The 25,238-nt window shown below is 42.6% G+C and carries 26 protein-coding genes; 9 read left to right on the forward strand and 17 right to left on the reverse strand.

Features of this window, described 5'->3' with window-relative positions; all coding sequences use genetic code 11:
- Window positions 1–198 precede the first annotated feature (198 nt).
- On the forward strand, window positions 199–1,095 hold the full coding sequence (locus tag NSTCB13_RS04745) for an ATP adenylyltransferase family protein (RefSeq protein WP_448270360.1): 897 nt from the start codon (window positions 199–201) through the stop codon (window positions 1,093–1,095).
- Window positions 1,096–1,110: 15 nt separating this feature from the next.
- Here the strand turns inward: NSTCB13_RS04745 and NSTCB13_RS04750 are convergent, their stop codons facing one another.
- The 6 genes from NSTCB13_RS04750 to trxA all read right to left on the reverse strand — a co-directional run bounded on the left by NSTCB13_RS04750 (window position 1,111) and on the right by trxA (window position 6,648).
- Window positions 1,111–2,400: an MFS transporter gene (locus tag NSTCB13_RS04750; protein ID WP_448268818.1), complete on the reverse strand. Its 1,290-nt coding sequence runs from the start codon at window positions 2,398–2,400 to the stop codon at window positions 1,111–1,113.
- A gap of 177 nt (window positions 2,401–2,577) precedes the next feature.
- The gene (locus NSTCB13_RS04755; protein WP_445628563.1) at window positions 2,578–3,243 is read right to left on the reverse strand and encodes a nitroreductase family protein; all 666 of its coding nucleotides are present in this window, start codon (window positions 3,241–3,243) and stop codon (window positions 2,578–2,580) included.
- A gap of 98 nt (window positions 3,244–3,341) precedes the next feature.
- A complete protein-coding gene (locus NSTCB13_RS04760; protein WP_445628564.1) occupies window positions 3,342–3,773 on the reverse strand; it encodes a YybH family protein in 432 nt (143 codons plus the stop codon).
- Between the two features lie 110 nt (window positions 3,774–3,883).
- Window positions 3,884–5,011 carry an alkene reductase gene (locus tag NSTCB13_RS04765; protein ID WP_448271515.1) on the reverse strand — a complete coding sequence of 376 codons (1,128 nt, stop codon included), beginning with the start codon at window positions 5,009–5,011 and terminating at the stop codon, window positions 3,884–3,886.
- 297 nt (window positions 5,012–5,308) lie between these two features.
- Window positions 5,309–6,103: an SDR family NAD(P)-dependent oxidoreductase gene (locus tag NSTCB13_RS04770; protein ID WP_448271517.1), complete on the reverse strand. Its 795-nt coding sequence runs from the start codon at window positions 6,101–6,103 to the stop codon at window positions 5,309–5,311.
- Between the two features lie 221 nt (window positions 6,104–6,324).
- Window positions 6,325–6,648, reverse strand: a complete 324-nt coding sequence (trxA, locus tag NSTCB13_RS04775) for a thioredoxin (RefSeq protein ID WP_292829099.1) — start codon at window positions 6,646–6,648, stop codon at window positions 6,325–6,327.
- A gap of 80 nt (window positions 6,649–6,728) precedes the next feature.
- On the opposite strand from trxA, the gene NSTCB13_RS04780 reads away from it, so the two are divergent.
- From NSTCB13_RS04780 to NSTCB13_RS04790, 3 genes are all read left to right on the forward strand, one after another.
- Window positions 6,729–7,079 (forward strand): ArsR/SmtB family transcription factor, encoded by a 351-nt coding sequence (locus NSTCB13_RS04780; protein ID WP_445628567.1) that lies wholly within the window; start codon window positions 6,729–6,731, stop codon window positions 7,077–7,079.
- 532 nt (window positions 7,080–7,611) lie between these two features.
- Entirely contained in the window at window positions 7,612–7,992 is a 381-nt protein-coding gene (locus tag NSTCB13_RS04785) for a hypothetical protein (protein WP_448271519.1), read from the forward strand.
- A 1-nt stretch (window position 7,993) separates the two neighbouring features.
- Window positions 7,994–8,407: an HNH endonuclease gene (locus NSTCB13_RS04790; protein WP_448271520.1), complete on the forward strand. Its 414-nt coding sequence runs from the start codon at window positions 7,994–7,996 to the stop codon at window positions 8,405–8,407.
- 10 nt (window positions 8,408–8,417) lie between these two features.
- Here NSTCB13_RS04790 and NSTCB13_RS04795 read toward each other — a convergent pair whose 3' ends face one another.
- Together NSTCB13_RS04795 and NSTCB13_RS04800 are read right to left on the reverse strand one after the other, a co-directional pair.
- Window positions 8,418–8,825, reverse strand: a complete 408-nt coding sequence (locus NSTCB13_RS04795; protein ID WP_448271521.1) for a pentapeptide repeat-containing protein — start codon at window positions 8,823–8,825, stop codon at window positions 8,418–8,420.
- Window positions 8,826–8,902: 77 nt separating this feature from the next.
- Window positions 8,903–10,138, reverse strand: a complete 1,236-nt coding sequence (locus NSTCB13_RS04800; protein ID WP_448271522.1) for a glycosyltransferase — start codon at window positions 10,136–10,138, stop codon at window positions 8,903–8,905.
- A 124-nt stretch (window positions 10,139–10,262) separates the two neighbouring features.
- On the opposite strand from NSTCB13_RS04800, the gene shc reads away from it, so the two are divergent.
- Together shc and NSTCB13_RS04810 are read left to right on the forward strand one after the other, a co-directional pair.
- On the forward strand, window positions 10,263–12,179 hold the full coding sequence (shc, locus tag NSTCB13_RS04805; RefSeq protein ID WP_448273123.1) for a squalene--hopene cyclase: 1,917 nt from the start codon (window positions 10,263–10,265) through the stop codon (window positions 12,177–12,179).
- A gap of 351 nt (window positions 12,180–12,530) precedes the next feature.
- Window positions 12,531–14,495: a hypothetical protein gene (locus tag NSTCB13_RS04810; protein ID WP_448271523.1), complete on the forward strand. Its 1,965-nt coding sequence runs from the start codon at window positions 12,531–12,533 to the stop codon at window positions 14,493–14,495.
- 365 nt (window positions 14,496–14,860) lie between these two features.
- Here NSTCB13_RS04810 and NSTCB13_RS04815 read toward each other — a convergent pair whose 3' ends face one another.
- Complete coding sequence (locus NSTCB13_RS04815; protein ID WP_445628574.1) at window positions 14,861–15,307, reverse strand: TOBE domain-containing protein; 447 nt, start codon at window positions 15,305–15,307, stop codon at window positions 14,861–14,863.
- 357 nt (window positions 15,308–15,664) lie between these two features.
- On the opposite strand from NSTCB13_RS04815, the gene NSTCB13_RS04820 reads away from it, so the two are divergent.
- Window positions 15,665–16,462 carry a hypothetical protein gene (locus NSTCB13_RS04820; protein ID WP_094352776.1) on the forward strand — a complete coding sequence of 266 codons (798 nt, stop codon included), beginning with the start codon at window positions 15,665–15,667 and terminating at the stop codon, window positions 16,460–16,462.
- Between the two features lie 155 nt (window positions 16,463–16,617).
- Here the strand turns inward: NSTCB13_RS04820 and NSTCB13_RS04825 are convergent, their stop codons facing one another.
- The 5 genes from NSTCB13_RS04825 to NSTCB13_RS04845 all read right to left on the reverse strand — a co-directional run bounded on the left by NSTCB13_RS04825 (window position 16,618) and on the right by NSTCB13_RS04845 (window position 18,921).
- On the reverse strand, window positions 16,618–17,094 hold the full coding sequence (locus tag NSTCB13_RS04825) for a GNAT family N-acetyltransferase (RefSeq protein ID WP_448271524.1): 477 nt from the start codon (window positions 17,092–17,094) through the stop codon (window positions 16,618–16,620).
- A 74-nt stretch (window positions 17,095–17,168) separates the two neighbouring features.
- On the reverse strand, window positions 17,169–17,291 hold the full coding sequence (locus NSTCB13_RS04830) for a hypothetical protein (RefSeq protein ID WP_448268827.1): 123 nt from the start codon (window positions 17,289–17,291) through the stop codon (window positions 17,169–17,171).
- A 20-nt stretch (window positions 17,292–17,311) separates the two neighbouring features.
- Window positions 17,312–17,986, reverse strand: a complete 675-nt coding sequence (locus NSTCB13_RS04835) for a sugar transferase (protein ID WP_445628577.1) — start codon at window positions 17,984–17,986, stop codon at window positions 17,312–17,314.
- A 118-nt stretch (window positions 17,987–18,104) separates the two neighbouring features.
- On the reverse strand, window positions 18,105–18,341 hold the full coding sequence (locus NSTCB13_RS04840) for a WecB/TagA/CpsF family glycosyltransferase (RefSeq protein WP_448271525.1): 237 nt from the start codon (window positions 18,339–18,341) through the stop codon (window positions 18,105–18,107).
- Window positions 18,334–18,921: a WecB/TagA/CpsF family glycosyltransferase gene (locus NSTCB13_RS04845; protein WP_448271527.1), complete on the reverse strand. Its 588-nt coding sequence runs from the start codon at window positions 18,919–18,921 to the stop codon at window positions 18,334–18,336. The genes NSTCB13_RS04840 and NSTCB13_RS04845 overlap by 8 nt, the downstream gene beginning before the upstream one ends.
- Before the next feature lie 828 nt (window positions 18,922–19,749).
- On the opposite strand from NSTCB13_RS04845, the gene NSTCB13_RS04850 reads away from it, so the two are divergent.
- On the forward strand, window positions 19,750–19,884 hold the full coding sequence (locus tag NSTCB13_RS04850) for a hypothetical protein (RefSeq protein WP_448268828.1): 135 nt from the start codon (window positions 19,750–19,752) through the stop codon (window positions 19,882–19,884).
- 34 nt (window positions 19,885–19,918) lie between these two features.
- A complete protein-coding gene (locus tag NSTCB13_RS04855) occupies window positions 19,919–20,212 on the forward strand; it encodes a hypothetical protein (RefSeq protein ID WP_448268830.1) in 294 nt (97 codons plus the stop codon).
- Between the two features lie 2 nt (window positions 20,213–20,214).
- Here the strand turns inward: NSTCB13_RS04855 and NSTCB13_RS04860 are convergent, their stop codons facing one another.
- The 3 genes from NSTCB13_RS04860 to NSTCB13_RS04870 form a co-directional block, all read right to left on the reverse strand.
- On the reverse strand, window positions 20,215–20,895 hold the full coding sequence (locus NSTCB13_RS04860; RefSeq protein WP_448268831.1) for a response regulator: 681 nt from the start codon (window positions 20,893–20,895) through the stop codon (window positions 20,215–20,217).
- Window positions 20,885–22,336, reverse strand: coding sequence for an ATP-binding protein (locus NSTCB13_RS04865; protein WP_448271528.1), 1,452 nt, complete (start codon window positions 22,334–22,336; stop codon window positions 20,885–20,887). Before NSTCB13_RS04865 ends, NSTCB13_RS04860 begins: the two co-directional genes overlap by 11 nt.
- A gap of 385 nt (window positions 22,337–22,721) precedes the next feature.
- Window positions 22,722–24,860 (reverse strand): WD40/YVTN/BNR-like repeat-containing protein, encoded by a 2,139-nt coding sequence (locus NSTCB13_RS04870; protein ID WP_448271529.1) that lies wholly within the window; start codon window positions 24,858–24,860, stop codon window positions 22,722–22,724.
- Between the last annotated feature and the right edge of the window lie 378 nt (window positions 24,861–25,238).

The raw sequence follows: 25,238 nt of genomic DNA on the forward strand, positions 1-25,238 counted from the left end.
TCGTAGAGACGTACATCGCTGCGTACTCTTTACCAAACTTAGCACTAGACATCTTACAAAAGTAACAAATGCCAAGATGTTGGGGAAAGGTTAAAGGTTAAAGGGGAAGGGAAAATTCCATCCTTTCCCCTTTAACTCTTCCACTTTTCCCGACAAATGCCAAGAAGTCTACTCTTCATCATGCCTGAAGGAATAAAAATGGCACAGGGGAAAATCTTACTTAAACCTGACACTTTATGGACAAGTGTTAAAGAACGAACTGAATATGCTTTGCAATGCGGGGCGCTACTCTCGATTCCAACAGAATTTGAATTTGTTGAACAGGATGGCGTGCGCTTTTTGGTACGGATTTTGTCTAACCTGAATCGCAAAAAAGCAGCGAAGGATAAACAGAAAAAACAATCTGTTACTTCTGGTGAAGAGTTTAATCCTTTTTTGCCCTACGAAGAGGATTTATTTGTGGCGGATATCTCCGATACCCATGTATGTATTTTAAATAAATTCAATGTTGTAGACGATCATCTGCTAATCATTACCCGTGGTTTCGAGGAACAAGAAAGCTTACTCACCCTGGAAGATTTTACGGCTATGTGGGCGTGTTTGGCGGATTTCGATGGTTTAGCATTTTACAACAGTAGCAAAACCGCAGGTGCTAGTCAGCGACACAAGCACTTACAATTAGTACCCCTACCACTTGCTCCTTCAGGGTTGCAAATACCGATTGAAGCTTTACTAACATCAGCACAATTTCAAAACTCGAACCCAACTTCAGCAAAACTTCCTTTTGTACACGCTTTCGCATCACTAAATTCCAATTGGGTGCGATCGCCATTTGCAGGGGGCCAAGCAACATTGGAAGTTTATCACAATTTGCGTCACGCTGTAGGTTTAGATGACAAGCAGTCTGGTGCTTACAATCTGCTAGCGACACGAGAATGGATGTTAATCGTACCGCGATCGCAAGAGCATTTCCAATCTATCTCTGTGAATTCATTAGGATTTGCTGGTGCGCTGCTGGTGAAAAATGCAGCAGAAATGGAGATTCTCAAAACCCAAGGGCCGATGACTATCCTCAAAAATGTTGCTGTATCCTAAATACTTACGCACACATTACGAATTCTTCTCTACGAGATAATTATCCTTAGTGGGAGTTTGACCAATTTGCAGCACACAAACTGCGGCAATCAGGCAGAGAATACCTGATAAAATAAACGCTTGTAAATAACTACCCGTCCAAGTTCTCAAGACTCCGGCTCCGAATGCTGCTGTCGCTGCACCAAGCTGATGTCCGGCGACAATCCAACCGAACATCACGCCGACATTTTCTTTACCGAAGGCGTTGGCAACAAGACGGACTGTTGGTGGTACGGTGGCAATCCAATCAAGTCCATAGAAGACGGCAAAAATGGAAAGTCCATAAAAGGAAAAGTTGAAACTGAAGGGCAAGAAAATCAAAGATAAACCCCGCAGTCCGTAGTACCAAAACAATAAGTAGCGATTATTCCAACGGTCAGATAGCCAACCGGACATAGTAGTTCCAAAAAAATCGAATAGTCCCATGATTGCCAAAAGCCCAGCAGCCTTGACTTCAGGGATACCGTGGTCAATACAAGCAGGAATTAGATGAGTTCCAATTAACCCATTTGTGCTTGCGCCACAGATAAAAAAGCTACCAAATAACAGCCAGAAGTCTCGATTACGCATTCCTAGCCAGAGGGCGTTAAGAGTGGAGGCGATGGAATTGACTTTAGGCTGTAACACTTCTACAGTTTCGCTGTTGTCGCCAAAGGCTCGCAAACCGACATCCGCCGGACGATCGCGCATAAAGACTGCGATCGCTGGAATAATTAGAAGTGCTGCACCAGTCAGAGCCAGAGCCGCAGTTCGCCAGCCAAAGCGATCGGCTATTGAGGCCAGCATCGGCAGAAACACTAGTTGTCCCGTGGCTGTACTGGCGGTTAAGATCCCCAGAACTAAACCCCGCTTTTCCAAAAACCAGCGATTGACGACAATAGCACCCAAAACTAGGGCAATGACTCCGCTACCACAACCGACAACTACACCCCACAGCAAAACTAGCTGCCAGGAAGCTGACATTAAAGTGGTTAAACCGACACCAAGCGCAATGACAGCAAGTGATAATACCATCATCCGACGAATGCCGATTCGCTCCATGACTGTGGCAGCAAAAGGGCCAATTAATCCGTAGAGTATTAAGTTAATGGAGATTGCCAAAGATATAGTTGCTCTACTCCAGCCAAACTCGTGTTCGAGAGGAACTATAAAAACTCCAGGAGCAGAGCGGATTCCGGCTGCCACCAGCAAGGCTAGGAATGTTAGACCCGCGACGATCCAAGCATAGTGGAACGAACGACGCGCTAGGAAGGAGGGTAAGGACATGGTGTGGAGGGGGTAGGGGGCAGGGGGCAGGGGGCAGGGGGCAGGGGGACAAGGGGGACAAGGGGGACAAGGGGGACAAGGGGAAATTATTGAGCAAGTCTCTCCCAAGTCTCCCCCCTCTTCCTTGTCTACCTTGTCTCTGCCCCTTACAATGCCCCATTCCCAATTTAGGGAAAGCTACCCTGCATAAGGATTACCGATTCTGTCTACAGAGACGTTCGAGGAAAATGGCAAACGACCTGGATTTAAGCGTGGTTCGGCTGCATAACCCACAGGAACTAAAACAGCGATCGCTAAATCTGGATTATCTCCTGCACCAATCACTTGTTTTACCCGATCCTCAATCCAACCGTTCATAAAACAAGTGGACAATCCTAGACTTTCTGCCGCTAACACCAAATGGGTAGCGGCAATAATGGCATCTTTGATCGCATATTCGCGTCGCTTGTCGCCTAGCGTTGATTGAAATTGCGGAACGGCGGTTTTAAAGTAGTTTACTGTGCCTTCATTCCATGCCCCAGTTTCGAGTCCCTGCTCTAGAATTGGGGCCAAGTTTTTTTCGCCTGCGTTAGGATCGGCGGCAAAGACAAAGGTTACAGGTGCTTGAACAATTTGCTGTTGATTAAAAGATGCCGCTGACAGTGCTGCCTTTTGCGCTTCATCTTGCACAAGAATAATTTGCCAGTCTTGGAGATTATAGCTACTGGGTGCAGCTACGGTTAACTCTACCAATTGCTTGAGCAGTTCTGGGGTGATGGGGTCTGTTTTAAAAGTTTTGATGGCACGACGTTTAGCGATCGCACTGGGTACATCTAAAGGTTGAGTTTGGATGATGGAACTCATGATATTCTCCTGATAGCTAGATTATGAAAGGGTTTCGGATTTTATATCTAAAGTGATTAAAAGCGTTAAAGAGCAGGGCAATCCAAATATATTCCTCTCTAATTGGCAATGTTAACTGGGTTAGAGATATGCTCGTGGATAATGCGCCATTGTCCTTCTCGCTTCTCCCATACAAGCGTCGCATGAGCCGTAATTCCAACCGCCTCATTCCCGATGGTGGTTGCCGTACTGTGGAAGAGCAAAGCAGAGACGGTAATGCGATCGCCTGGAAATATCTGAATATCCCCAACTAATTTAACTTGCCACTGGGTTATTGCTGTCATGAAGGGCTTCCATATCTTCTCATAGGATTGCCATCCTTGAATTCGAGTGGTCTGCGGTGAGAGGGTATCGAAGGCGAGGAATTGTTCATCTTGCCAGTAGAGATTGTTTAGGAGAGAGAAATCAAAGGGTTTGTTGCCTGGACTAAACGCAGCTAGCCAATCGTTAACGCGTTCTTTGATTTTTGCTGCATCTAAAGTATCTTTCATAGTTCAAAACCAATTTTTACAATCATTTTACTGATGTTGTATCTGGGAAAAATCTAAAAATCCTCAGTTTGATTTGATACTTTAGAGTGCGGCAAGTAGGTTTTAATTATTTAGATGAGAAGAATTAGGCATTGACCCACCTGCTCGTTAGCAGGCGACCAAAATGGATAGTCTGTATATCCTTTTTCACCGCCGCCATAAAAGCTGGCTTGATTTGGTTCATTTAGTGGTGCATTCAAAGCGAAGCGTCGGGGTAAATCGGGATTTGATATAAATAATGTGCCAAAGGCAACTAAATCTGCTGCTTTATTTGCCAGTACTGCATCGCCTTTTTCACGAGTATAACCGCCATTGACGATCAGTGTACCTGTAAAGCGGTCGCGTATATGACTAGTGGGTACTATTATCCCACCATGTCTAATATCTGCTTCTGTTGCCTCATAAATATGCAGATATGCCAAATTAAACTGGTTCAACGCTTGAGTGGCATAACCGAATGTCTCCAGAGGATTGGAGTCATGCATATCGTTAAAAGTCCCACTGGGAGAGAAACGTACCCCAACTCGGTTAGAATCCCACACACTAGTTACCGCCTCTGTCACTTCTAACAGAAATCGAGCGCGATTCTCAATCGAACCCCCATATTTATCTGTGCGTTGATTCGTGCGATCGCGCAGAAACTGATCTATTAAATAACCATTAGCTGCATGAATTTCCACCCCATCAAACCCAGCCGCTAGGGCATTTGCCGCTCCCTGACGGTACTGTTCGACTATCTGCGGTATTTCTGAAGTTTCTAAAGCACGAGGAGTAACAAAGGGTTTTGGCCCCTCATAAGTTGCAGCCTCACCTTTAGGAGTAATGGCAGAAGGTGCCACAGGTAAAACTCCATTCGGTTGTAAATCAGGGTGAGAAATTCTGCCTACGTGCCATAGTTGCAGAAAAATTCTGCCGCCGTGCTGATGTACGGCATCGGTTACTAACTTCCATCCCTCCACCTGTTCTGATGAATGAATTCCTGGTGTCGCGGGATAGCCTTGTCCTTCAGGAGTTACCTGTGTTGCTTCAGAAATAATTAGTCCGGCGGAAGCACGTTGGACGTAGTAAGTAGCATTCAGTTGGTGTGGTACGTTTCCCTCACCTGCGCGGTTTCGGGTTAAGGGTGCCATCACTATCCGGTTAGGCAGTTCCAGATTTCCTAATTGGTAAGGAGAGAATAAGTCGATCTCAGTAGTCATTGGTTATATCTCCAAATTATTTTAGTCATTTGTCACTTGTACTGAGCGACTCGTACCGACTTGTGCCGAGCGAAGTCGAGGTAGTGGAGCCGAGGTAAGCCGAAGTATTTGTCATTTGCCTCGTTCCCAGTCTCCGAGGGAATGCTCGTCGTTGAGGCTCCGCCTCCCGAACTCGCGGCAGCAAGCAGCCCAATTGAAGTGCATTTCCAGCCTCAGACTGGAAACGAGATTTAAATTTTGCGTGCGGCGCATTATAGCTATTTCAGGTAAATAGACTATGCGGTTGTGGTTGAAATACTAGACAATCGATCGAATAACGCCACCATCTACCCGCAAAGCTGCGCCATTAGTTGCTGATGCTACAGGACTAGAAAGGTAAACGACGATCGCTGCTACTTCTTCATTTGTTGCAAAGCGTTTGATTAAGGAACTTGGACGCACATTTTGAAAAAACTCCGCCTCAACGTCAGCGCGAGTAATACCGCGTTCCTGTGCCAGGTTGGTGATAAACTCTTCAACTCCTTCAGAACGAGTTGGCCCTGGAAGGACAGAGTTTACTGTAACTCCAGTCCCCACAGTCATTTCTGCTAAACCTCTGGCAATGGCTAGCTGCGCTGTCTTTGTTGTGCCGTAGTGAATCATTTCCACTGGGATCTGAATAGCAGATTCGCTGGAGATGAAAATTATCCGCCCCCAGTTTTGCTCTAGCTGCTTTTGCAGATATTGCCGACTCAAACGGACTCCACTGAGGACGTTAACCTCAAATATCTTTAACCAGTCTTCATCAGTAATATCAAAGAAGGTTTTTACCTCATAAATACCCACATTGTTTATGAGTATATCAACGTGAGGAACCTTTTGAATGAGTTTCTCTATTCCTGATGCAGTGGCTGTGTCAGCAACAACACCAGAAACTTTTGCGTCGGGTGTAGAATGCTTAATTTTAGCGATCGCTTGAGCTACTCGTTCTTCAGAACGACCGTTGACAATTACTGATGCACCCTCTTGAGCTAGCCCAAGAGCGATGGCCAAACCAATTCCGGCAGTTGAGCCACTCACCAATGCGGATTTACCATGCAATTTCAAGTCCATTTCGCTCTTTCCCCGTTATTTGAAACAGAATTCAAAAGTCAGAAGTCAGGATTCAGGAGTCTAATAGACCTCTTGCAAAAGTTACTTTTGCAAGAGGCGGGAAAAGGGGAAAGGTCAAAGGGGAAAGGTTTTTTTATTCCTTTTCCCTTTCCCTCTTACCCTTTTCCCTTTAACCTTTACCCAATCTCCACCTAACAATTTTGGGTTGGCAGACTACTAGATTAAAGATGCTGTGCTAAGGTCTTATTCAAGGTAGTTTTTGGAACCGCCCCTACGACAGTATCGACCTGGCGACCTCCTTTAAAAACCATCAATGTCGGAATGCTGCGAATTCCATAGTGGCTAGCGACAGTAGGATTTTGATCTGTGTTCAACTTCACAAATTTCACCTGTCCTTCGTATTCAACAGCAACTTCATCGACGACTGGGCCCACCATCCGGCAAGGGCCGCACCACGGTGCCCAAAAGTCTACTAATACCGGAATTTCACTTTCCAAGACTTCTTGCTTGAATGTGGCTTCTGTGACGTTTGTAATGGATGACATAAATTGCCTTCCTACTTAATTCTATTATTCGATAATATCGAATAATAAAAATATATGCCACTTGATGAGATAATGCAACTATGAGATTCCTTTATCATCCAGATAGAAAAAATATTTCTTTACCAGGCGTGTTGTATGCATTGGGCGATCCGGTGCGGCTAGAGATTGTGCGACTGTTAGCGACTGAGGGGGAACAATGCTGTGCCAAATTTGATTTTGCGATCGCCAAATCAACTATGTCCAACCACTTCAAGATTTTGCGAGAGTCGGGGATAGTCTTGACACGCAAAGAAGGGACACATCATATTAACATCCTGCGGCGTGAAGATTTAGAGGTGCTGTTTCCAGGGTTGTTGGATGTGGTATTGAAAGCTGCTCAACCATTACCTGTTGAACCCGCTAATACTAAACAAACAGCTTCAAGGATTTAGGGGTATTGGGCATGACCTGTTTAAGAATCTGCTCGTTTTTCAATTTGTGTTTCTAGATCGGCAAAGACATCATGTTGTTCTCGAAAAGTCCTTGGAGTGTGAGATAAACCTAAATCTGTAGATAGCAAATCAATACCATCGATAATTTTGGGTATCTGAACTCGATCTACTTGCAGACTGAGAAAGCATTTCTCCCTGTAATCTGGTCTTTCCTGAAAGCGTGCGATGTCTACGACGGGCTACGCCTACGCTCTTTTCAAAGGGCGGATAACCTGATATGCTTTTTCAGCCTTCTCAATTGATGCTTGAGGTATTGGCGATCGCAGCCGAAGAACAGCTAAATCGATAGTTAAGAAAGACAAATCAATGACGAAATATAAAGCGGGCGATCTAAAAAAATCTACGTACTGCTAAGTCTTGGAGTGTCATGCCTGTATCAAAACAATGGCATTTGATGCAGAGGTTAATTTGAAAGCTATAATTAGGATACAACACATATTCTTAAAAGTGCAAAATCGCAACAAAAGCACCAATGGCAGAATTCACCATTCAAATTCCCGATGAACTAGCTCAACGTTTAGAACCTCTGCAAAATCGCTTACCCGAATTGCTTTGGCGATTACTAGACGTTGTTAATCTACCAACAAATATTCAGCCAACAGTTAATCCTGAGACTACAAATATTCCAGCAGTTTATCAAGAAGTTATTGATTTTTTAATTAAGGGCCCCAAACCAGAAGAAATTATTAATTTTAAAGTTTCATTTCAATCTCAAACACGCCTACAAGAATTACTAGAAAAAAGTCGCTCTGCAACACTCGATCAAATGGAATTAGCAGAATTAGATGTTTACGAGCAGCTAGAACATTTGATGATTTTGTTAAAAGCACGAGCTTATTCTGCAATCAGCTAACATGACTTCTAATTCGATTTCTGTGGAACTCCGTAGGTTAGTTATCCAGAGAGCTTCAGCAGGCTGTGAATATTGCCGAATCCATCAAAATTTTTCTATTTATACCCATGAAGTAGACCATATTATTGCCGTCAAACATGGGGGTGAAACTACTGCTGAAAATTTGGCACTTTCATGTTTATCCTGTAATCGTCATAAAGGTTCTGATTTCGCTACTATAGACCAACTTACTCAAGAAATTGTCCCATTGTTTAATCCCCGCCGCCTGGTCTGGGATGAACATTTTTATCTTGAAAATGCCAGAATAGAAGGAAAAACTCAGATTGGTCAAGGGACTGCAAGGTTACTTCAATTTAATGTTGCCAATCGGGTGCTTTCTCGACAATTGTTGATAAGTCAAGGACAATACCCATAGATATAATTCTTCAGGACTCCAGATCGTATCCAGTTTCAGATCCATCAATGCTGAAACTCCCTTTAACAGCAGTGAAGTTTGTTCCTATCAAAATCGAGTCATCCAAGATAGCGCTACCAAGATCGGCGAAGGTCAGATCAGATCCACTCAAGTCACTTCGGCTAAAGTCAACAAATTTGAGATTAGCCCAACTCAAATTGGTGTTGACCAAAATAGCATCACTCAAGTTACTGTGGATTGAACCAATCTTTTGGCCAAATCCATACCCACTAAAATCAACACCGATCAAATCAGCACCACTCAGGTTAGCTCGACTCAGATTAATACCTCTCAATTCAGCATCTCTCAAATCAACCCCAATAAAATCTCTTTCCCCAGCAGCATAACGCTGCAACAACTCCTCAACAGTTATCCTCATCTATACACCTCCGCATTAACCAACACATATAAGATAAAGTCCAATTTTGCTCCCAGAGCAATACGCAATTTAATAAACTATAAATTATCTGGGTTGGGATAAACTCTTCCTTTCCAAGCGCCACCGCGTCCTTGCCAGTGACGTAATGCTGAGTCTAAAGTCATTAGGGTATAGAAAAAAGCAATCGCAGGTAAGCTCAACGCGAACCAGACAGAACATTTATAAAAGCGGATTGTCGGATAGTAAGCGAAAGTCATTAACAGCCATCCTAATAAACCTGTAAATGCGATCGCCCAATTACTCCAAACTACACCGAGAATCACACATACAGGTGGAGTTAAATAAATTAGAGGCATTCCCACCAAAGTTCCCAATAGTATTAATGGCGAATAATTCAGTTGGGTATAGGCAGTACGAGCAACCATATCCCAAATCGTCGCTAGCGAGTTATAAGGGCGTAAACTGCGAGTCAAGCTACTCAATCCCAGCCAGATACGACCTTGACTGGGCATTGAGTTAATCTTCCTGTCCCCTTGTCCCCTTGTCCCCTTGTCCCCTTGTCCCCCACTCTTCTTAACAGCTTTAGCAAGGGCGCAATCGTCAATTAAAGCTTGACGAATCACTTGAATTCCCCCGATTCGCTCTAAAGCTTCTCTACGAATCAAAATAGATCCCCCGGCGGCGGCGGCTGTGGGATTGTTGGGATTATTCACCCAGCGAAAGGGATAGAGTTTTTGGAAGAAAAAGACAAAAGCTGGAATCAAAAGTTTTTCCCAAAAGCTTTCACACCTGAGTCGCACCATTACCGAAACCAAGTCTAAATCTTCCTGGACAGCTTTCTTCACGAGTCGGCGGAGATTACTAGGATCGTGTTCGATATCTGCGTCAGTCAGCAAAAAATAGTCAGGTGCTAATAAACTCGCACTTTTTATACCTTGCTCAACTGCCCAAAGTTTACCCGACCAACCGGGAGGTAGTGAAGCGCCAGAGATAATATGCAGTTGTTGGGGTTTGCCAACAGCGTGTGCAACCCCTTCGGCAAAATTTGCTGTCCGGTCTGTGCTGCGATCGTCTACCAAAAACACGTTGAAAGAACCAGGGTAATCTTGAAGTAAGAGCGATCGCAAACTAGTTGGTATTAACTCAGCTTCGTTACGCGCTGGAACGACCGCACAAACCACAGGTAATGATTTTAGCTGAGTTTCTGTAACCTCTAATTGCTGGTCTGTTTGCCAAAACTGTCCCCAAAAACCCAGTAATACTAACCAAATTGTCAACGATAAGAGCATCAATCCTAATACAATTACATCCATGACCTATTGCAAATTATCAGTGACTCAGACAGAATACTATGTCTATTGATAGAGGAAAAAAAATTTTTTCGCTGTAATATCGCGTTCATATTTAGTGTTGGGTGTTGAGGTTAAATAGTTTTTGATGCAGACACAAGACAGGGTAAAAGTCAATCAAGTCGCAGATGCGATCGCAGCTAGCCAAGAATATCTGCTTTCGATTCAAAATCCGGCAGGGTACTGGTGGGCTGAGTTAGAATCTAATGTCACCATCACTGCTGAAGTCGTCCTCTTGCATAAAATTTGGGGAACAGACCAAACCAGACCTTTGCACAAAGTTGAAGCATATTTGCGTCAAGAGCAACGAGAGCATGGCGGCTGGGAACTTTACTATGGTGATGGCGGAGAACTTAGCACTTCGGTTGAAGCTTACATGGCTCTAAGATTGCTAGGCGTACCAGCAACCGATCCGGCGATGATTCGGGCGCAAGCTTTTATTCTGCAACGAGGTGGGATCGGCAAAACTCGGATTTTTACCAAGTTGCACCTAGCCTTGATTGGCTGCTACAACTGGCGCGGTATTCCCTCGCTACCACCTTGGATAATGCTGTTGCCCGAAGCTTTCCCTGTCAATATCTACGAGATGTCTAGCTGGGCACGTTCTAGTACAGTACCATTACTGATTGTATGCGATCGCAAACCTGTTTTTCTGACTGACTCAGCTATCAACCTAGATGAGTTATACGCTGAAGGTATCGATCGAGTCCGGTGGGAATTACCTGAAAGTGGCGATTGGACGGATTTATTCCTCACTCTTGATAAAGGGTTCAAGTTGGCAGAAAGTCTGAATTTAGTACCCTTTCGTGAAGAAGGCATCAAAGCTGCCGAAAAATGGATTTTAGAGCGCCAAGAAGCTACAGGTGACTGGGGCGGCATTATTCCGGCGATGTTGAATTCAATGCTAGCTTTGCGCTGTCTAGATTATGACCCAAGCGATCCGATTGTGGAACGCGGTTTGCAAGCAATTGATAACTTTGCGATTGAAACAGAGGATAGTTATCGAATTCAGCCTTGTATTTCACCCATCTGGGATACAGCTTGGGCGATGCGTGCTTTGATAGAATCTGGCTTTGCACCAGATCGTTCGGCTGTAGTAAAGGCTGGAGAATGGTTGCTGCAAAAACAAATTTTAGATTACGGAGATTGGGCTGTCAAAAATCGCCAAGGAAAACCAGGGGCTTGGGCGTTTGAGTTTGAAAATCGCTTTTATCCCGATGTAGACGACTCGGCGGTGGTGGTGATGGCACTACATTTGGTAAAACTCCCCAATGAAAAAATCAAGCAGGCTGCGATCGCACGGGCGTTAAACTGGATTGCATCTATGCAATGTAAACCAGGCGGATGGGCTGCTTTTGATTTAGACAACGATCAAGATTGGCTTAATTCCATCCCTTATGGGGACTTGAAAGCGATGATCGATCCAAACACCGCAGATGTTACGGCTAGGGTACTAGAAATGCTGGGTGCTTGTGACTTGTCAATTGATAGTTATAATTTGGAGCGATCGCTTACTTATCTTTTACGCGAACAAGAAACTGAAGGCTGTTGGTTTGGTCGTTGGGGTGTAAATTATATCTACGGCACCAGTGGCGTTTTGTCAGCTTTGGCGTTAATCGATCCTCAAAGACACAAACTCAGTATAGAACGGGGAGCAGCTTGGTTAGTTGGATGTCAAAATCCAGATGGTGGTTGGGGCGAGACTTGCCGTAGTTACAACGATCCCAGTCTCAAAGGCCAAGGAAATAGTACTGCATCTCAAACTGCTTGGGCAATAATAGGCTTAATAGCAGCAGGTGAAGCAACAGGTAAATTAGCTCTTGAGTCCGTTGAACGGGGAATTGGCTATTTGGTGGCAACTCAAAAGCCCGATGGTACTTGGTTTGAGGCTGACTTTACAGGTACTGGCTTCCCTTGCCATTTTTATCTCAAGTATCATCTGTATCAACAATACTTTCCTTTAATTGCGCTAGGTCGCTATCAAGCAGCGATTCAAAAAGGTTAAGAGTAATTATGCGTTTGCCCTACCTCCCGAATCCTCCCCTTGGTCAGGGCTACGGTTAACGCAAAAGTTATAAAAATCTAGCTTGATAAGGCTTGACTCGTTCTCATACAAAGCATGGAAACGAGAGAAATAGCATTGTTAGTCGATGCAATAGCATTGTCAGTCAATGCAATGCCATTGTCAGTCAATGCAATGCCATTGTCAGTCAATGCAATGCCATTGTTATGCGATGCAATGCCATTGTTATGCGATGCAATGCCATTACAGGTCAAGAGATTTGTGTGTTGTAAACCGTAGTTGCTAAAAGGAGGGTGCGTGTTAGCGTAGGTGGGGTATCTGTCGCAAACATTTTTGAACTGGTATTATTACAGAAATGGCATTAATTCATCAAGCTATTCAGGTTTTTCAGTCAGCAATGCGGGAGATACTAACGATGATGGCATTGACGACTTAATTATTGGAGCAATTGGTGCTTCGCAAAGCTACGTGGTGTATGGGGGGAAAAATGTGGGTAGTGGCGGCACTTTCGACCTCTCTTCTCTGAATGGTACTAACGGCTTCGCCATCAATGGCGCCATTAGTGGCATTCGTGAGGCAGGCAGATCGGTTAGCAATGCGGGGGATATTAACGGTGATGGCATTGGCGACTTGATTATTGGAGCATGGCTGTCCTCTCCTAACGGCAACCTCCAAGCTGGACAAAGCTATGTCATCTATGGCAGTGCTACCCCTACCCTTGACTTCAACGGCACCGATCAAAACGATAACCTCATCGGTACTCCCAACAACGAAACTTTTAACGGACTAGCTGGTAATGATACCTTGACAGGTAACGGTGGAAATGACAACTTTATTATTCGGGAAGGAGATGGCATTGACATCATTACTGATTTTGATGGTATTGGTACTGGAGCAAACCCATCAGCGTCGGTGATTGGCGAATTAGACAGGTTGCAATTTTCTGGGTATCTTGACTTGAGCGTCAGCAATCTGCAACTAACTCAAAATGGCAACAACTTAGAACTCACCTTTGAGGGTGTAGCAAATACCAAAGTCATTCTGCAAAACTTTCAGCTACAAAACCTGGATAACCTACCTGCATCGACAGCAAGACCTGCTATCGGTAATATTCTATTTGGGGAATTTGACGAACAACCATTTATCCACGACAGCTTTGATGTGATTAATGCTAATTCCACTCAAACTACGTTATTCAACAAAAACACCGTCACTTTCCTCAATGACTTGAATAACAACATTACAGGTTTTGACGATTCCAATGATGTGATTAATGCCCAAGGAGGTAATGACAGCATCGACGGCTTGAGTGGCAACGACCTGCTGCGGGGTGGTACTGGTGATGACACTCTTGTTGGTGGTACTGGCGATGATACTCTTGTTGGTGGTACTGACAATGATTCTTTTGTTGTCCGAGTCGGCGATGGCAATAAGACCATCACTGACTTTGGTGGTGTGGGCACTGGGTCACTGTTGATGACTGCCTCTTCAGACACGTTGCAATTTATCGGCGCTGGCTTAACTGCCCGGAATCTGCAACTAACTCAAAATGGTAATAACTTGGAACTCACCTTTGAAGACGTTGCAAATACCAAAGTCACCCTGGAAAACTTTCAGTTGGAAAACTTGGAAAATCTTCCGCCCGAATCTCCTAGAATATTAGTAGGCATTGGTAATATATCGTTTGACGAAGAAGTTTTTATCAGGGACAGTTATGATGTCTTCAATGCCAACTGGAATTTTAGTAGTATCTTTAACAGCAACAGTGTGACATTCCTCAATGACCTTAACAATAACATCACGGGTTTTGACAACTCCGCTGATGTGATTAATGCTCAGGGGGGTAACGACACTATCGACGGCTTGAGTGGCAACGACTTGCTGCGGGGTGGTGCTGGCGATGATATTCTCATCGGTGGTGCTGGCGATGATATTCTTACAGGTGGTGCGGGTGCCGACTCTTTCCTGTACAACACCAATGCTGCTTTTGCCAGTGTTGCTGTTGGTGTAGATGCGATCGCTGATTTCAAGCATTCCCAAGGCGATAAGATTATTCTAGATAAAACTACTTTTAGTGCGATCGCTTCAACTGCAGGAACGGGTTTTAGTAATGCCAGTGATTTTAAAATTACTTCTTCAGTCGCGACCAGCACAGCAAAAATTATCTACGACGCTGTGAGTGGGCAGTTGTTCTACAACCAAAATGGTAGTGCGGCTGGTTTTGGCAATGGCGGTCTATTTGCAACTCTGACTAGTGCGCCAACTCTCAGTGCATCAGATTTCGTGGTGCAAGGGTAGGATGGCACATCTGTTATCAGTGTCAACTTCAGTAGGGTAGAATAACTGTGCTACCCTATGCTGTATTACATTTACACAAAAAGAGCTATTACATCAGCGATCGCATCAACTATATATACTCAATTCTTTAAAATCTTAGTGAATAAAGCTTATTCTCTTAATATCTAATATCAAGTTTGGGTGATTAGTTATAATAAAACCTATCAATGTAGGTTGGGCTGTAGCTTGCTTCTCCGTAGGGGTACGACAGTGAAACCCAACATAAATAACGAAACAATTAATGTTGGGTTGAAGAACGAAACCCAACATACAGATATTATAAGTGTTTAACCAAACCTGATATAACACCCATAATCAATGTATTTCTATTCCCTAGCAATGACAATATCGTTAGATTTAATAACTGCATAAGCTTCTTTTCCCTCAGATAATTCCAACTCTTCTGCGGAAGCTCTGGTGATAATCGAAGTTAATTCTACTTTGTGAATAATCTCCAGAGTAACCTCACTATTAACTGCTCCATAAACAACTCGTTTAATTACACCTTTAAGAATATTGCGAGAGCTAACTTTTAGTGATTTCTTTTGAATACTACTTTCTATGTCAGGCTTTTGAGTGTAGTAGATATCTTCCTGTTGTTCTTGGTGAGTTGGTGGTGATATTGGTACCAAGCTTTGCTGAGTGAGACTACGCACCAGTTCCCGCAGAATCTCAGTCTTAGTGCGTTGAGACTGTTCGCAGAACTCCTCTAGAATCTTCCGCTCGTCCTCTGAGGTTTGAAATGTAACCCATCCTTGTTCTTTTCTTGGCATAATAATATTATTATCAATTTTGGTTATCTTGGTAAAATTCTATCAAGTATCAATTCGATACGTCGTTTTAGTAATAACATTTTTTTGTCGGGATTTTCGGCATTTTTACCGCAATTAATCAACTATTCTCATATAGTTAACTACATATATATTTATTTTTTTCTAGATGCGAAATATTTTGTTACTTGAGATTGTCTAAATCATCACTAAAATGATACCAACTAAGATGGTATTTGTTGGGGTAGCTACGCTTACGCAAGGATAATCTAACAGAAAATTCCACTGGCGTAGGCGTAGCCCGTCGCAGACATCGCGTGAGTGTCGTAGGATTATTTAACCTGAGTTCACAGCTGGGGGATGAAACACCTAAAATCACGTTCTCAAGACCTGCGGAGTTTATTTGAGAACAATATCACCATTGAATACGTAGCAGAACCCCTAAAAGCTATGCCAGCTGATGCGGAGGCGAAAGAAGTGCTGCATTGGATGCAAGCACAAAATTTTGATGTTATCGGCGTGGAGACGGGAGATATTATTAGCGGTTATGTAGAACGCTCTAGTTTGATCCCAGGCAAAAAAGGTAAATGTAGCGACTATCAACGGGTGTTTCATCCCAAAGAACTAATTGCCATTTCCACTCCACTGATCAAGTTGCTACCCATTTTGCAGCAAACTCCGCGATTGTTTGTCTTGGATTGCAATCAAGTAAGTGGTATTGTTACCTGTGGTGATTTGCAGAAAGCACCCGTGCGAATGCTACTGTTTGGCTTAGTAACGCTGCTAGAAATGAATTTGCTGCGGCTGGTGCGGATTTACTATCCTCAAGATTCTTGGCAAAAAGTCCTTAAACCTGAACGCTTAGAAGTTGCTCAACGATTATGGCGAGAGAGTCAGGAAAGAAACGAAGCCACCGATTTGTTAGATTATCTGCAATTCTGTGATAAGCGAGAGTTGATTTTAAATCAACCAGAACTTCTTCAGCAACTAGGACTAAAATCAAAACGGTTTGGAGAACGTTTCCTCAAGTCTGCTGAACAGTTGCGAAACCGATTAGCTCACGCCCAAAGTTTAGTTAGTGGTTCCTCTTGGACAGAATTGATTTCTCTAGCAGAAGCGATGGAAAAGCTGTTAATTCATTGTGAGGAAGTTGAGTAAAGTAGTCAAGTCGCGTAAGCATTCAGTATCTAATTTTTAGGATTTCTGGCATGAAGTTATAGAAATTGCTGGAACAAGAAACCTAGAAAAATTTAGATTGATGACAAACAATCTGCCATTCTGATCAAATAATTCGTCGTTCTACAGTAGACTTCTCAAATATGCGGCACCAGTATAATAAATAGTTCCTTATCATCTAGTGCTTGAAATGATTGTACCTGTCGGAATCCGGCTTTTTTCCATGCTTCGATCGCACGTTTATTAAATGCTGCCACTGTAATGCGAAATAGGGTGGGATTAAACTTTGAACGTGCAAAATTGAGGACATCTGCAATATACATCTGTCCCCTTCCCTGACCCGTGAGGTCGGGGCGCACTCCCAAACCAATGTCGAGTGAGTCCTTTGCATAATCACCTCCTGGGACTTCAGCCTCCTTACCAAAGCAGCAAAAACCAACCAGTTCCCCATTGTCAAGAATGCTATAGTAAGCGTTTTCAGGGTCTATAAACGACCCAATTAGTGTTTCATCAGATGTACTGTTATACATTTGGTAAGGTGGCTGATAATGCCAGCGAGTAAGTTTTTCTGCCTCAGCCGCATTCATCGGTTCAAAGCAAAAGTGCATTGACATACTCCCAACCGCTCATCCTGTACCTTCTGCTAAAAGTATACTTCTTCTCGTTATTGACCAACAGCCTCTCGCCATCAGGAAAAGTCACAATCTGCTGTCAAACGTCGTTTAATTGCCCAGGTGCGATCGCTCTCTTTTAATAATGACAGCAGCCGCATCGCCTCATCAATCACAAGAAGTAAGTTTTTATTTAGCACTAGAAGTAGATCGCAGTACGTTAGCAAGCACTGCTCTTATTTGATGACACAACTTTTAAAGTTTTGAAGATTAAACTAATATCATAAACGATAGACCACTTACGTTGGTAGTCTAAGTCCATGTGAACAATATCTTCAAAGTCTTTAATACTGGAGCGACCATGAGCCTGCCATTCACCAGTCATACCCGGCTTGACATTCAAACGTTCCCAGTGGTGCTTTGAGTAGTGTATTACTTCATTAGGAGTAGGAGGGCGGGTACCGACTAGACTCATTTCCCCCAGCAGCACGTTCCAAAACTGAGGAAGTTCATCTAAGCTAGTGCGGCGAAGAAACTTTCCTACACAGGTAATGCGGGGATCATTCTCATTTTTGAATATCCGATCGCTTTGAGCTTCATTCTTAACTAGATGCTTAAGTTGGTCAGCTCCAACTGACATCGAACGGAACTTCCAAATTCGGAAGTGATGCCCATTCAAACCACAGCGAATTTGACTGTAAAATATAGAGCCTGGGCTATCTAACTTAATCGCGATCGCAATCGGAATTGCTAAGAATAGTGTAATCGATAGCCCAATAACAGCACCTAAGATGTCAATCATTCGCTTGGCTTTACTGATTACAGAAGGATGAACTGGAACTTTAACTTTAGGAAGAGTATGGATATCATCTAAAACTTGCATATCAACTTGCATATCAAAACCCCCTTAAGTAAAGCGGTTAAGCTTGAACTATTTATAAAATTTACTTTGACTAGATGAATCACCCAAAGAGTAGTGTTACAAGCAACTTTTAATCAGTCTTGGTGATGAATTAAAAGTTCAAATCGTTTTCAAATCCAGACTTATTTCTTGTAGCTAATGTGATTTGGCTACTTTGTTCTTCACTTTGGCGTCGAGCAAACGCGTAGGTTAGTACTAAACGTAAAAAGATAAAGTTGCCTAGAAGATAGCGCTGCCAAAGTCGAGTCGGTTCCATTGCCAGTCGCCACAGCCACTCCATACCAACAGAACGAATTGGATAGGGGGCACGGGCCACACGTTCAGCCATAAAATCGAACAGACCCCCCCACACCCATACAAGTGATACGAGGCAATTGACTAGCGTATTGGTTAATCCAAATTTCCTGTAGGGGTACGCCCATCGCCACTAACAGCAGGTGGGGGCGGGCTATCCGAATAGCTTCTAATACTTGCTGCGTTTGTGATTCAGGAAAATAGCCGTGCTGAGTTCCGGCAATTATCAACCCAGAATAGGCTTTCTTGAGGTTAGCTGCCGCTTCTTCAGCGACACCTGGCTTACCACCGAGAAAATAAACTGATAAACCTTTTGCTGCCCCTTCTTTGCACAAAGCCGGAACTAAATCAGTGCCATTGAGATTATGCACCAATGGTGTACCCAACAAAGCGCTACCCCAACGAACTCCGCTCCCATCTGCCAACAACAAATCACTCTGCTCTAAGGCTTTTGCCAATGCTGGGTTTTTGGCAGCAGTTACCATCGTGTGGGCGTTAGCATAATACACTCGACCACCCTGCCGCTTCAGCAACTGCATCAGTAATAGTTCAATTGCCTCATATAAAGGCATACGATCAAAATCAGTATCGAGAAAATTAACTCGGTCTGCCATATAATTTAATGCTCGCCATCTAGAGTTGCAAAATAGTAGAATTCAGAGCATTGCCCATATTTTCTGCTCACCGGAAATTTACTGACAGGTTATACATTAATTGACACAAAGAATTATGGCTGCTGCTAAGCGAACATTACCTGCAACAAAACTGAAACTTTTGATCGATTAGGCCTTTTGAGATACTTAACTTTTTAATGTGTAAGTACCATAAAACATTCGATCCGAATTGAGAGTTTATTCACAAGGTTGAGTCAAAACCTCGCGAAACCTACGTATACTTTCGTACGCAAATACCGATGCAAAATACTATCTGATGGCTACTTAAATTATTTTTTATACAGTGTCCTAATGAGGAATAAAATTATCCAGCTAACTATCCGTTTGGCTGTGGCGTACAGATAATCTAAATTTCATAATCAGGTAAGTAGGTACAATAAAGCAAAGGTATGTTTAATTTTTTCAAACCTATACAATAACCAATTTCTAAGCTATTCGGTGAAGTTACATTTCTTTACATAGCTTTGTTTTTTAACGCCGATTGACTGACTACAGGACATAAAAACCAAAAAAATCAGAGCTTTGACAAGTAAAGAAATAAAATAACCAACAATTATTGCCACACAGAATTGATGTTAAACAGATGATATGTTGAGTGAAAATATTTCCAGTAATGAGTGAGAAGTTTTGTTTATCTTGTCATTGCCATAGTCAAGTAATAATGGCAGTCTGTAAAGTTGTAAGATTGCCATTTAATTGCTTATGCTTCTTATCTGTTAATGACTTGAGCCTCTTTGAGAAAAATAAATCTTTCTTCTTTCTATCTTTTTGCTCTTAACTGATGATTTAGCTCAACTTATTCGCCCAAAGCCTTATTGTTACGTTTATTCAACGCTGACGATCGGCTACGCTGGACGGTTACGCCATCGCACTTCCTTTGCGATCGCTAAAACCATTTTCTAGTAGGAATTTTCCATTTGCAGATAAGTGTAGATATATGAAAAGACACCGAATTATGGTTATTGGTAAAAATGTTATGACCGTGCAACGCGTCAGCAGTCATTGCCTCAAACAAAATGCAGAAGTTTTTCCATATTATTGTATTCCCACGCCGGAAGAGATCGCTTTGTTTAAACCTCATGTATTAGTACTATGTCTACCCATACCTGAGCACTTCCAGCATCAACTACTTCAGCCTTACATTTTGTGGTCAGAACAACTTGTGAATAACATCTCACCACTGGCTACCACTTTGACAGAATTATCTGACTGTTTACATAAATTCCTCTAAGCTTAAATCAGCCCTTGGCGTACAGCTAAAGCTGCTGCTTGAACGCGATCGTCAACGCTAAGTTTGTTGAGAATCATACGTACATAAGACTTAACGGTTCCGAGTGAGAGGTAGAGTTGGTTTGCAATCTGCTGGTTTGAGCGCCCCTGTGCAATAAGTTTAAGAATCTCGCGTTCGCGATTACTGAGAATAGGTTGCGCTATTACCTGAGATACAGAAACATCGGGAACGACAGCGGTAGACCTCAGCATCCGAGCAACTTTTTGAGCGATTAGAGGATCTAAATAAGCACCACCTTGAAGTATCAATTGAATAACGGCGATGAGCTGTTCCCATTCAATGGTTTTAAGACAGTAACCATCAGCACCAGCTGCAAGCATTCCCATGACCTGAATATCGTCGTCGAAGGCACTTAAGGCTAGAACACAAGTAGTCAAGCAGTTACTTTTTATGTGCTGGGTGGCTGTAATCCCATCCATAACTGGTAGATCGATATCCATTAAAACTACATCTGGTTGGAGTTGACTAGCTAATTCAACAGCCTCTCCACCGTCCAATGCTTCTCCAACTATACTAAAACCAGGTTCTAGGCTAAATTGCCCTTTCATCCCTCGGCGGATTAAAGCGTGATCGTCAACTAATAGAACCTGTACAGTTTTCTCTTTGTTAATATTAGGTATCATTATTACTACATCTGTTTATATTCTGTTCATCGTTACTATCAACTTGATTTATGGCACTTGGGAGAGTAAACCAGAAAGTACTTCCTTCTCCAAGAGAACTTTCAACACCAATGTTTCCTCCGTGAGCCTCAATAATTTGACGACATAAGTACAGACCAAGCCCACTTCTTCCCCGATGCCCTCGTCCTTGAATAAAGCGGTGGAACAGCTTTTCCTGAGCTTGTGGTGCAATTCCTGGACCGCGATCGCGCACCGAAATCCGCACTTGTTCTTCTTGATAAGGCGTTATCTCAATCAGAATTTCCCCGTTAGGCTTACTTACCCGTACAGCATTATCAAGTAAGTTTTGTAAAACTCTTTGAATTTCTAGTTGATCGCCATAGACAGCCGGCAGCAATTGAGAAGTTTTACAAACGAAGGCTAACTCACGTGTAGATGTTGCTTTTATCTGACTAATTACTTTAATTAAAATCTTTTCCCAGTTTAGGCGATCGCACATTAAACAAGCGCTGCCTGCTTCATAACGGGAGATATCTAACAAAAGTTCCACAAGCTTAAGCAGATCCTCATTAGCTTCATGGTATTCTTCAAAAACTTCCTTCCAAGTGTCATTGACTGAACCAAAAGCTCCTTTAAGCATACAGTCTAAAGTGTTACGAGTCGCAAGTAAAGGAATACGTAGGTCGTGGGAAAGTGCAGACATCATGTCTTCAAGCTGTTGGTTACGCACCTCAATACTTTGTTGACGGTGACGAGTCTTATCAGCCATCGCGTTAAGAACTCCAGCTAGTTGCCCGATCTCATCTATAGAAGAATGGGATAGTTGCACTTCCATTTGTCCCGCTTGCCAAAGTTTACAAACTTGTGTCAATTTGTTTAATGGAAGTTTGACTCGACAATGCAACAACTGGAGATTTAAAATTGCTACTAATAAAATGATTAATGTGCTGAAAATATTGATCGTAGTGTTAATACTATTCAAGTACTGTATACGATTTTTGCGAACTCTCAAAAGCATCTCTTCGTGCTGAATGAGTTTCTCAATCTCGTTATGCAAAGAATCAAATAAAGTGCTTTTTGTCAAAGCAGAATTCCTTACAGAACCAGAAAGCGCTTTTTGCTTCAACTCCTTTTGCCACTGGTTATAGATATATTTAATTTTATCCAGTTGCTTTATTTGAGCAGGGTTGTCTTGTACGAGATTGTACAGATGGTTGAAGCTGTTGTGGAAGCTGGGCCTTTTCTGACGATAATTTATCGGATTAGTTCGTCCCTGACTAGAATTTTCTAGAAAACCTTTTTCTTGATTATCGATTACAGCATTGAGTAGACGTTCTCCTTCTCGCCCGATGAATAAAGCATGGGTTATCTGGTTATATGCCTGATGATTTAGTTGTGCAATCAAGAGGTTGAAGACTTGCTGTCCAAATAAAAACAACACTAGTAGTAAAATACTAGTATGCAGAGGGTTTAAAAAATTACCTTTCCTAGATGGGTGAATTAAGAAAGGTATCAAGCTAATAGCTATCACTACCTAATATCTCTACCACCTTAATTAAGTTACCTATAATACTACTTAACACCTCTATACACCAGTACTGCAAAAGCTTTGCTGGTGTTCAGTTATCATTCAAAAGCGTTAACTATACATCTATTACATATCAATATCCTTTATATTAACACTCAATTGTATTAAATAATGTCGTAAAAACATACTACTAGCTTTTTTACAAAAATTAACATAATGTATAAAATTTAATAATCTTTGAGCTTCGTGGTTTTCTTGCAACTGTTAGTTGCATGAAATAAGTATAGAGTAGTATTATTTACGGAGTTCCATAGTAGATTCCTCTACCATTAGTGCCAATAAAGACTAGTCCAAATTTCTGCCAGCTAGCCTCCATTACATTAGGCTCATTGCCCATAGGTTGGTGTAAATAGGCGATATTTATCCATGTTTTTCCTTTGTCGAGAGAGCGAAATACTCCTTCGCCCATACCGACAATTTCCCCATACAAATACAGTGCAGGAATTTTGCTTCCCTTGGGTGCTTTACCAAGGGCGAATAAATAAGCTTTTTTCACTTTAGGAATCTGGGCAAATTTCACACCGCCATTTGTTGAGCGATAAAGTCCGTGAGAATTAAGACTGAGCCAAACTTCGCCTTTAACCTCCGGAACTGTTTTGAGCATAGACCAACTTTCAGAAGGCAATAATGAGTTTACAATCTTAAAGGATGCGCCTCCATTCTTACTGCGGTATAATTTGCCACCACTGTAGTAGTAAAAAGTGTTGCCATCTAATTTGTCAGCTACTAATGGTTGACCCCAGTACCACGGGCCTTTGGGGCCTTTGGGTAATCCTGATACTTTGCTCCAAGAACATCCGCCATTGGTTGTACGAATAGGCTGTCCTTGATTAATAATTGCGACAAATAGATTTGAATTTGTTGCTGACATGGCTACACGCAACGGGATTGTGTTCTTCGGAAACGAGGAAAATTGTTTCCATGTCAGTCCTCCATCTTGCGAAGTTGCTCCCGTATAAGTATTGTTCCATCGATTACCACCAACACGTACCATTTGTGAAGGATTGCTTTCGCTATAAGCAAGACCATAGGTATCCTGGAACCGAGGACTATTTTTGCCGCCAAACTGCGTAGATGGGTAGACATCTAGCCCATTGCTGTGGTCAAACCCATCCGTATCAGCAACACCGCTCAACAATTTAGAGCCACTTCGAGGTGAGACTAGGGCGAAGCTAACTAGCTGCTCGTGTCCTTTTTCATAGTTTGACCAAACAGATGACTCTGCGTTGATGTTATCTGTCCGCCATGTTCCATACCAGTCTGTTAACCATAATCGTCCAGCAGTTTTTGGGTCAAACTCAATTGCTGAGGTTGAGGAGGCAAAATACCACTTAGGCCACCAGGGCACTTGAGGTTTCAATGTATGCTTTTTCTGTTGCCATGTAGCTCCACCATCAGTAGATTCAAATATGACACGATTGTTTGTTGTGGAAACATACTGGTCATAAACAATTAAAAGATGATTGGGATTGTTTGGATCTACAGCAATGGCATTAAATGTAGTTTTGGCGTTACTTGGTGTGATATCGCTCCAAATACTGTTTGCATATTTGCTGACACCTGATTTATGCGTTACATACAGAACTTTGTCTTTTGCTAGAGCCATTCGATTCACTTTTGATGGGCTTTCTGGGATTTTGCTCCAGGTAACACCCGCATCAGTGGATTCATATATGCCATCTCCATAGGCATTGGCATAGACTAGTCCAGATACATTTTTGCTAAATACAATACCTGCAATTCCAATCTTTGCTTCTGACTTTTCGGGAAAGGAGCTAACCTTGTCCCATGTTGTACCACCATCTGAAGACTTCCATAGCCCATTCAATCGCGAGCCAAATAAAATAACACTGGAATTAAAGGGATTCACGGCTAGCCTTTCTCCTAGCCAACGTTTAGTTTCATTGCCGCCCATTGGCAAGTCTATTTTCAGCTTATTCCAGGTTTTACCGCGATCGCTCGATTTAAAAATTGTTCCTAATCTACCCCGATTAGTAGTATATTTACCTGCTGCTATGTATACAATATCTGGGTTATTTGGGTCAAGTGCTAAGGCTTCTCCCCCGTAGTAATTGCTGTATTGCAAGCTAAATATATCTGTTAGCGGCATCCATGTGTAGTCTTTTGAATTCCAACGATAAAAGCCACCCATATCAGTTCTGATGTAGGCTAAATTTTGCTCTTGTGGATGCAAATAAATGCCTGTAACATAACCACCTCCTCCAATAGAGACATTAGTCCAGTGATACCTTGATGTAGTACTCCAACTAGACTTGAGGGGTGTAATGTTGACGACAATAGCCAGCGCAACTATAGCAATACAAATTGTTTTCCTTAGCAGTCTCCAGAAACGGCGATCGCTCATTGCTATTTTCATGATATTTGCACGTATTTATTTTAATTGACGTTACAGGAAGTAAATTAAAGTCAAGTAAATCAGCTACAGATCGATACTTCTCGGTTAGTCCAATTAAGTAAGTCTGCGAGAAAAAACCTAACTAAGTTACGAAATGTAAATACATCTAAAACCCTTACAAATGAACGCCAGTTGCTACAAGTCGGCAGAGCGCAAGGGCGCACTAGCTCCCAAGGACAAATGACAAATGACAACCCTCTCCTGAAGGAGACGCTCTTGCTAGCTTGCTTCCCCAGAGGGGTACACTAGTTATCTTTATTTGCACCTACTTAGGTGGATATCCGGGTGGATAATTTTATTGAACCCTAGAGGATGCTGTCTGCATGGATGCAATATTGA

The organism is Nostoc sp. DSM 114160, from assembly GCF_053470305.1.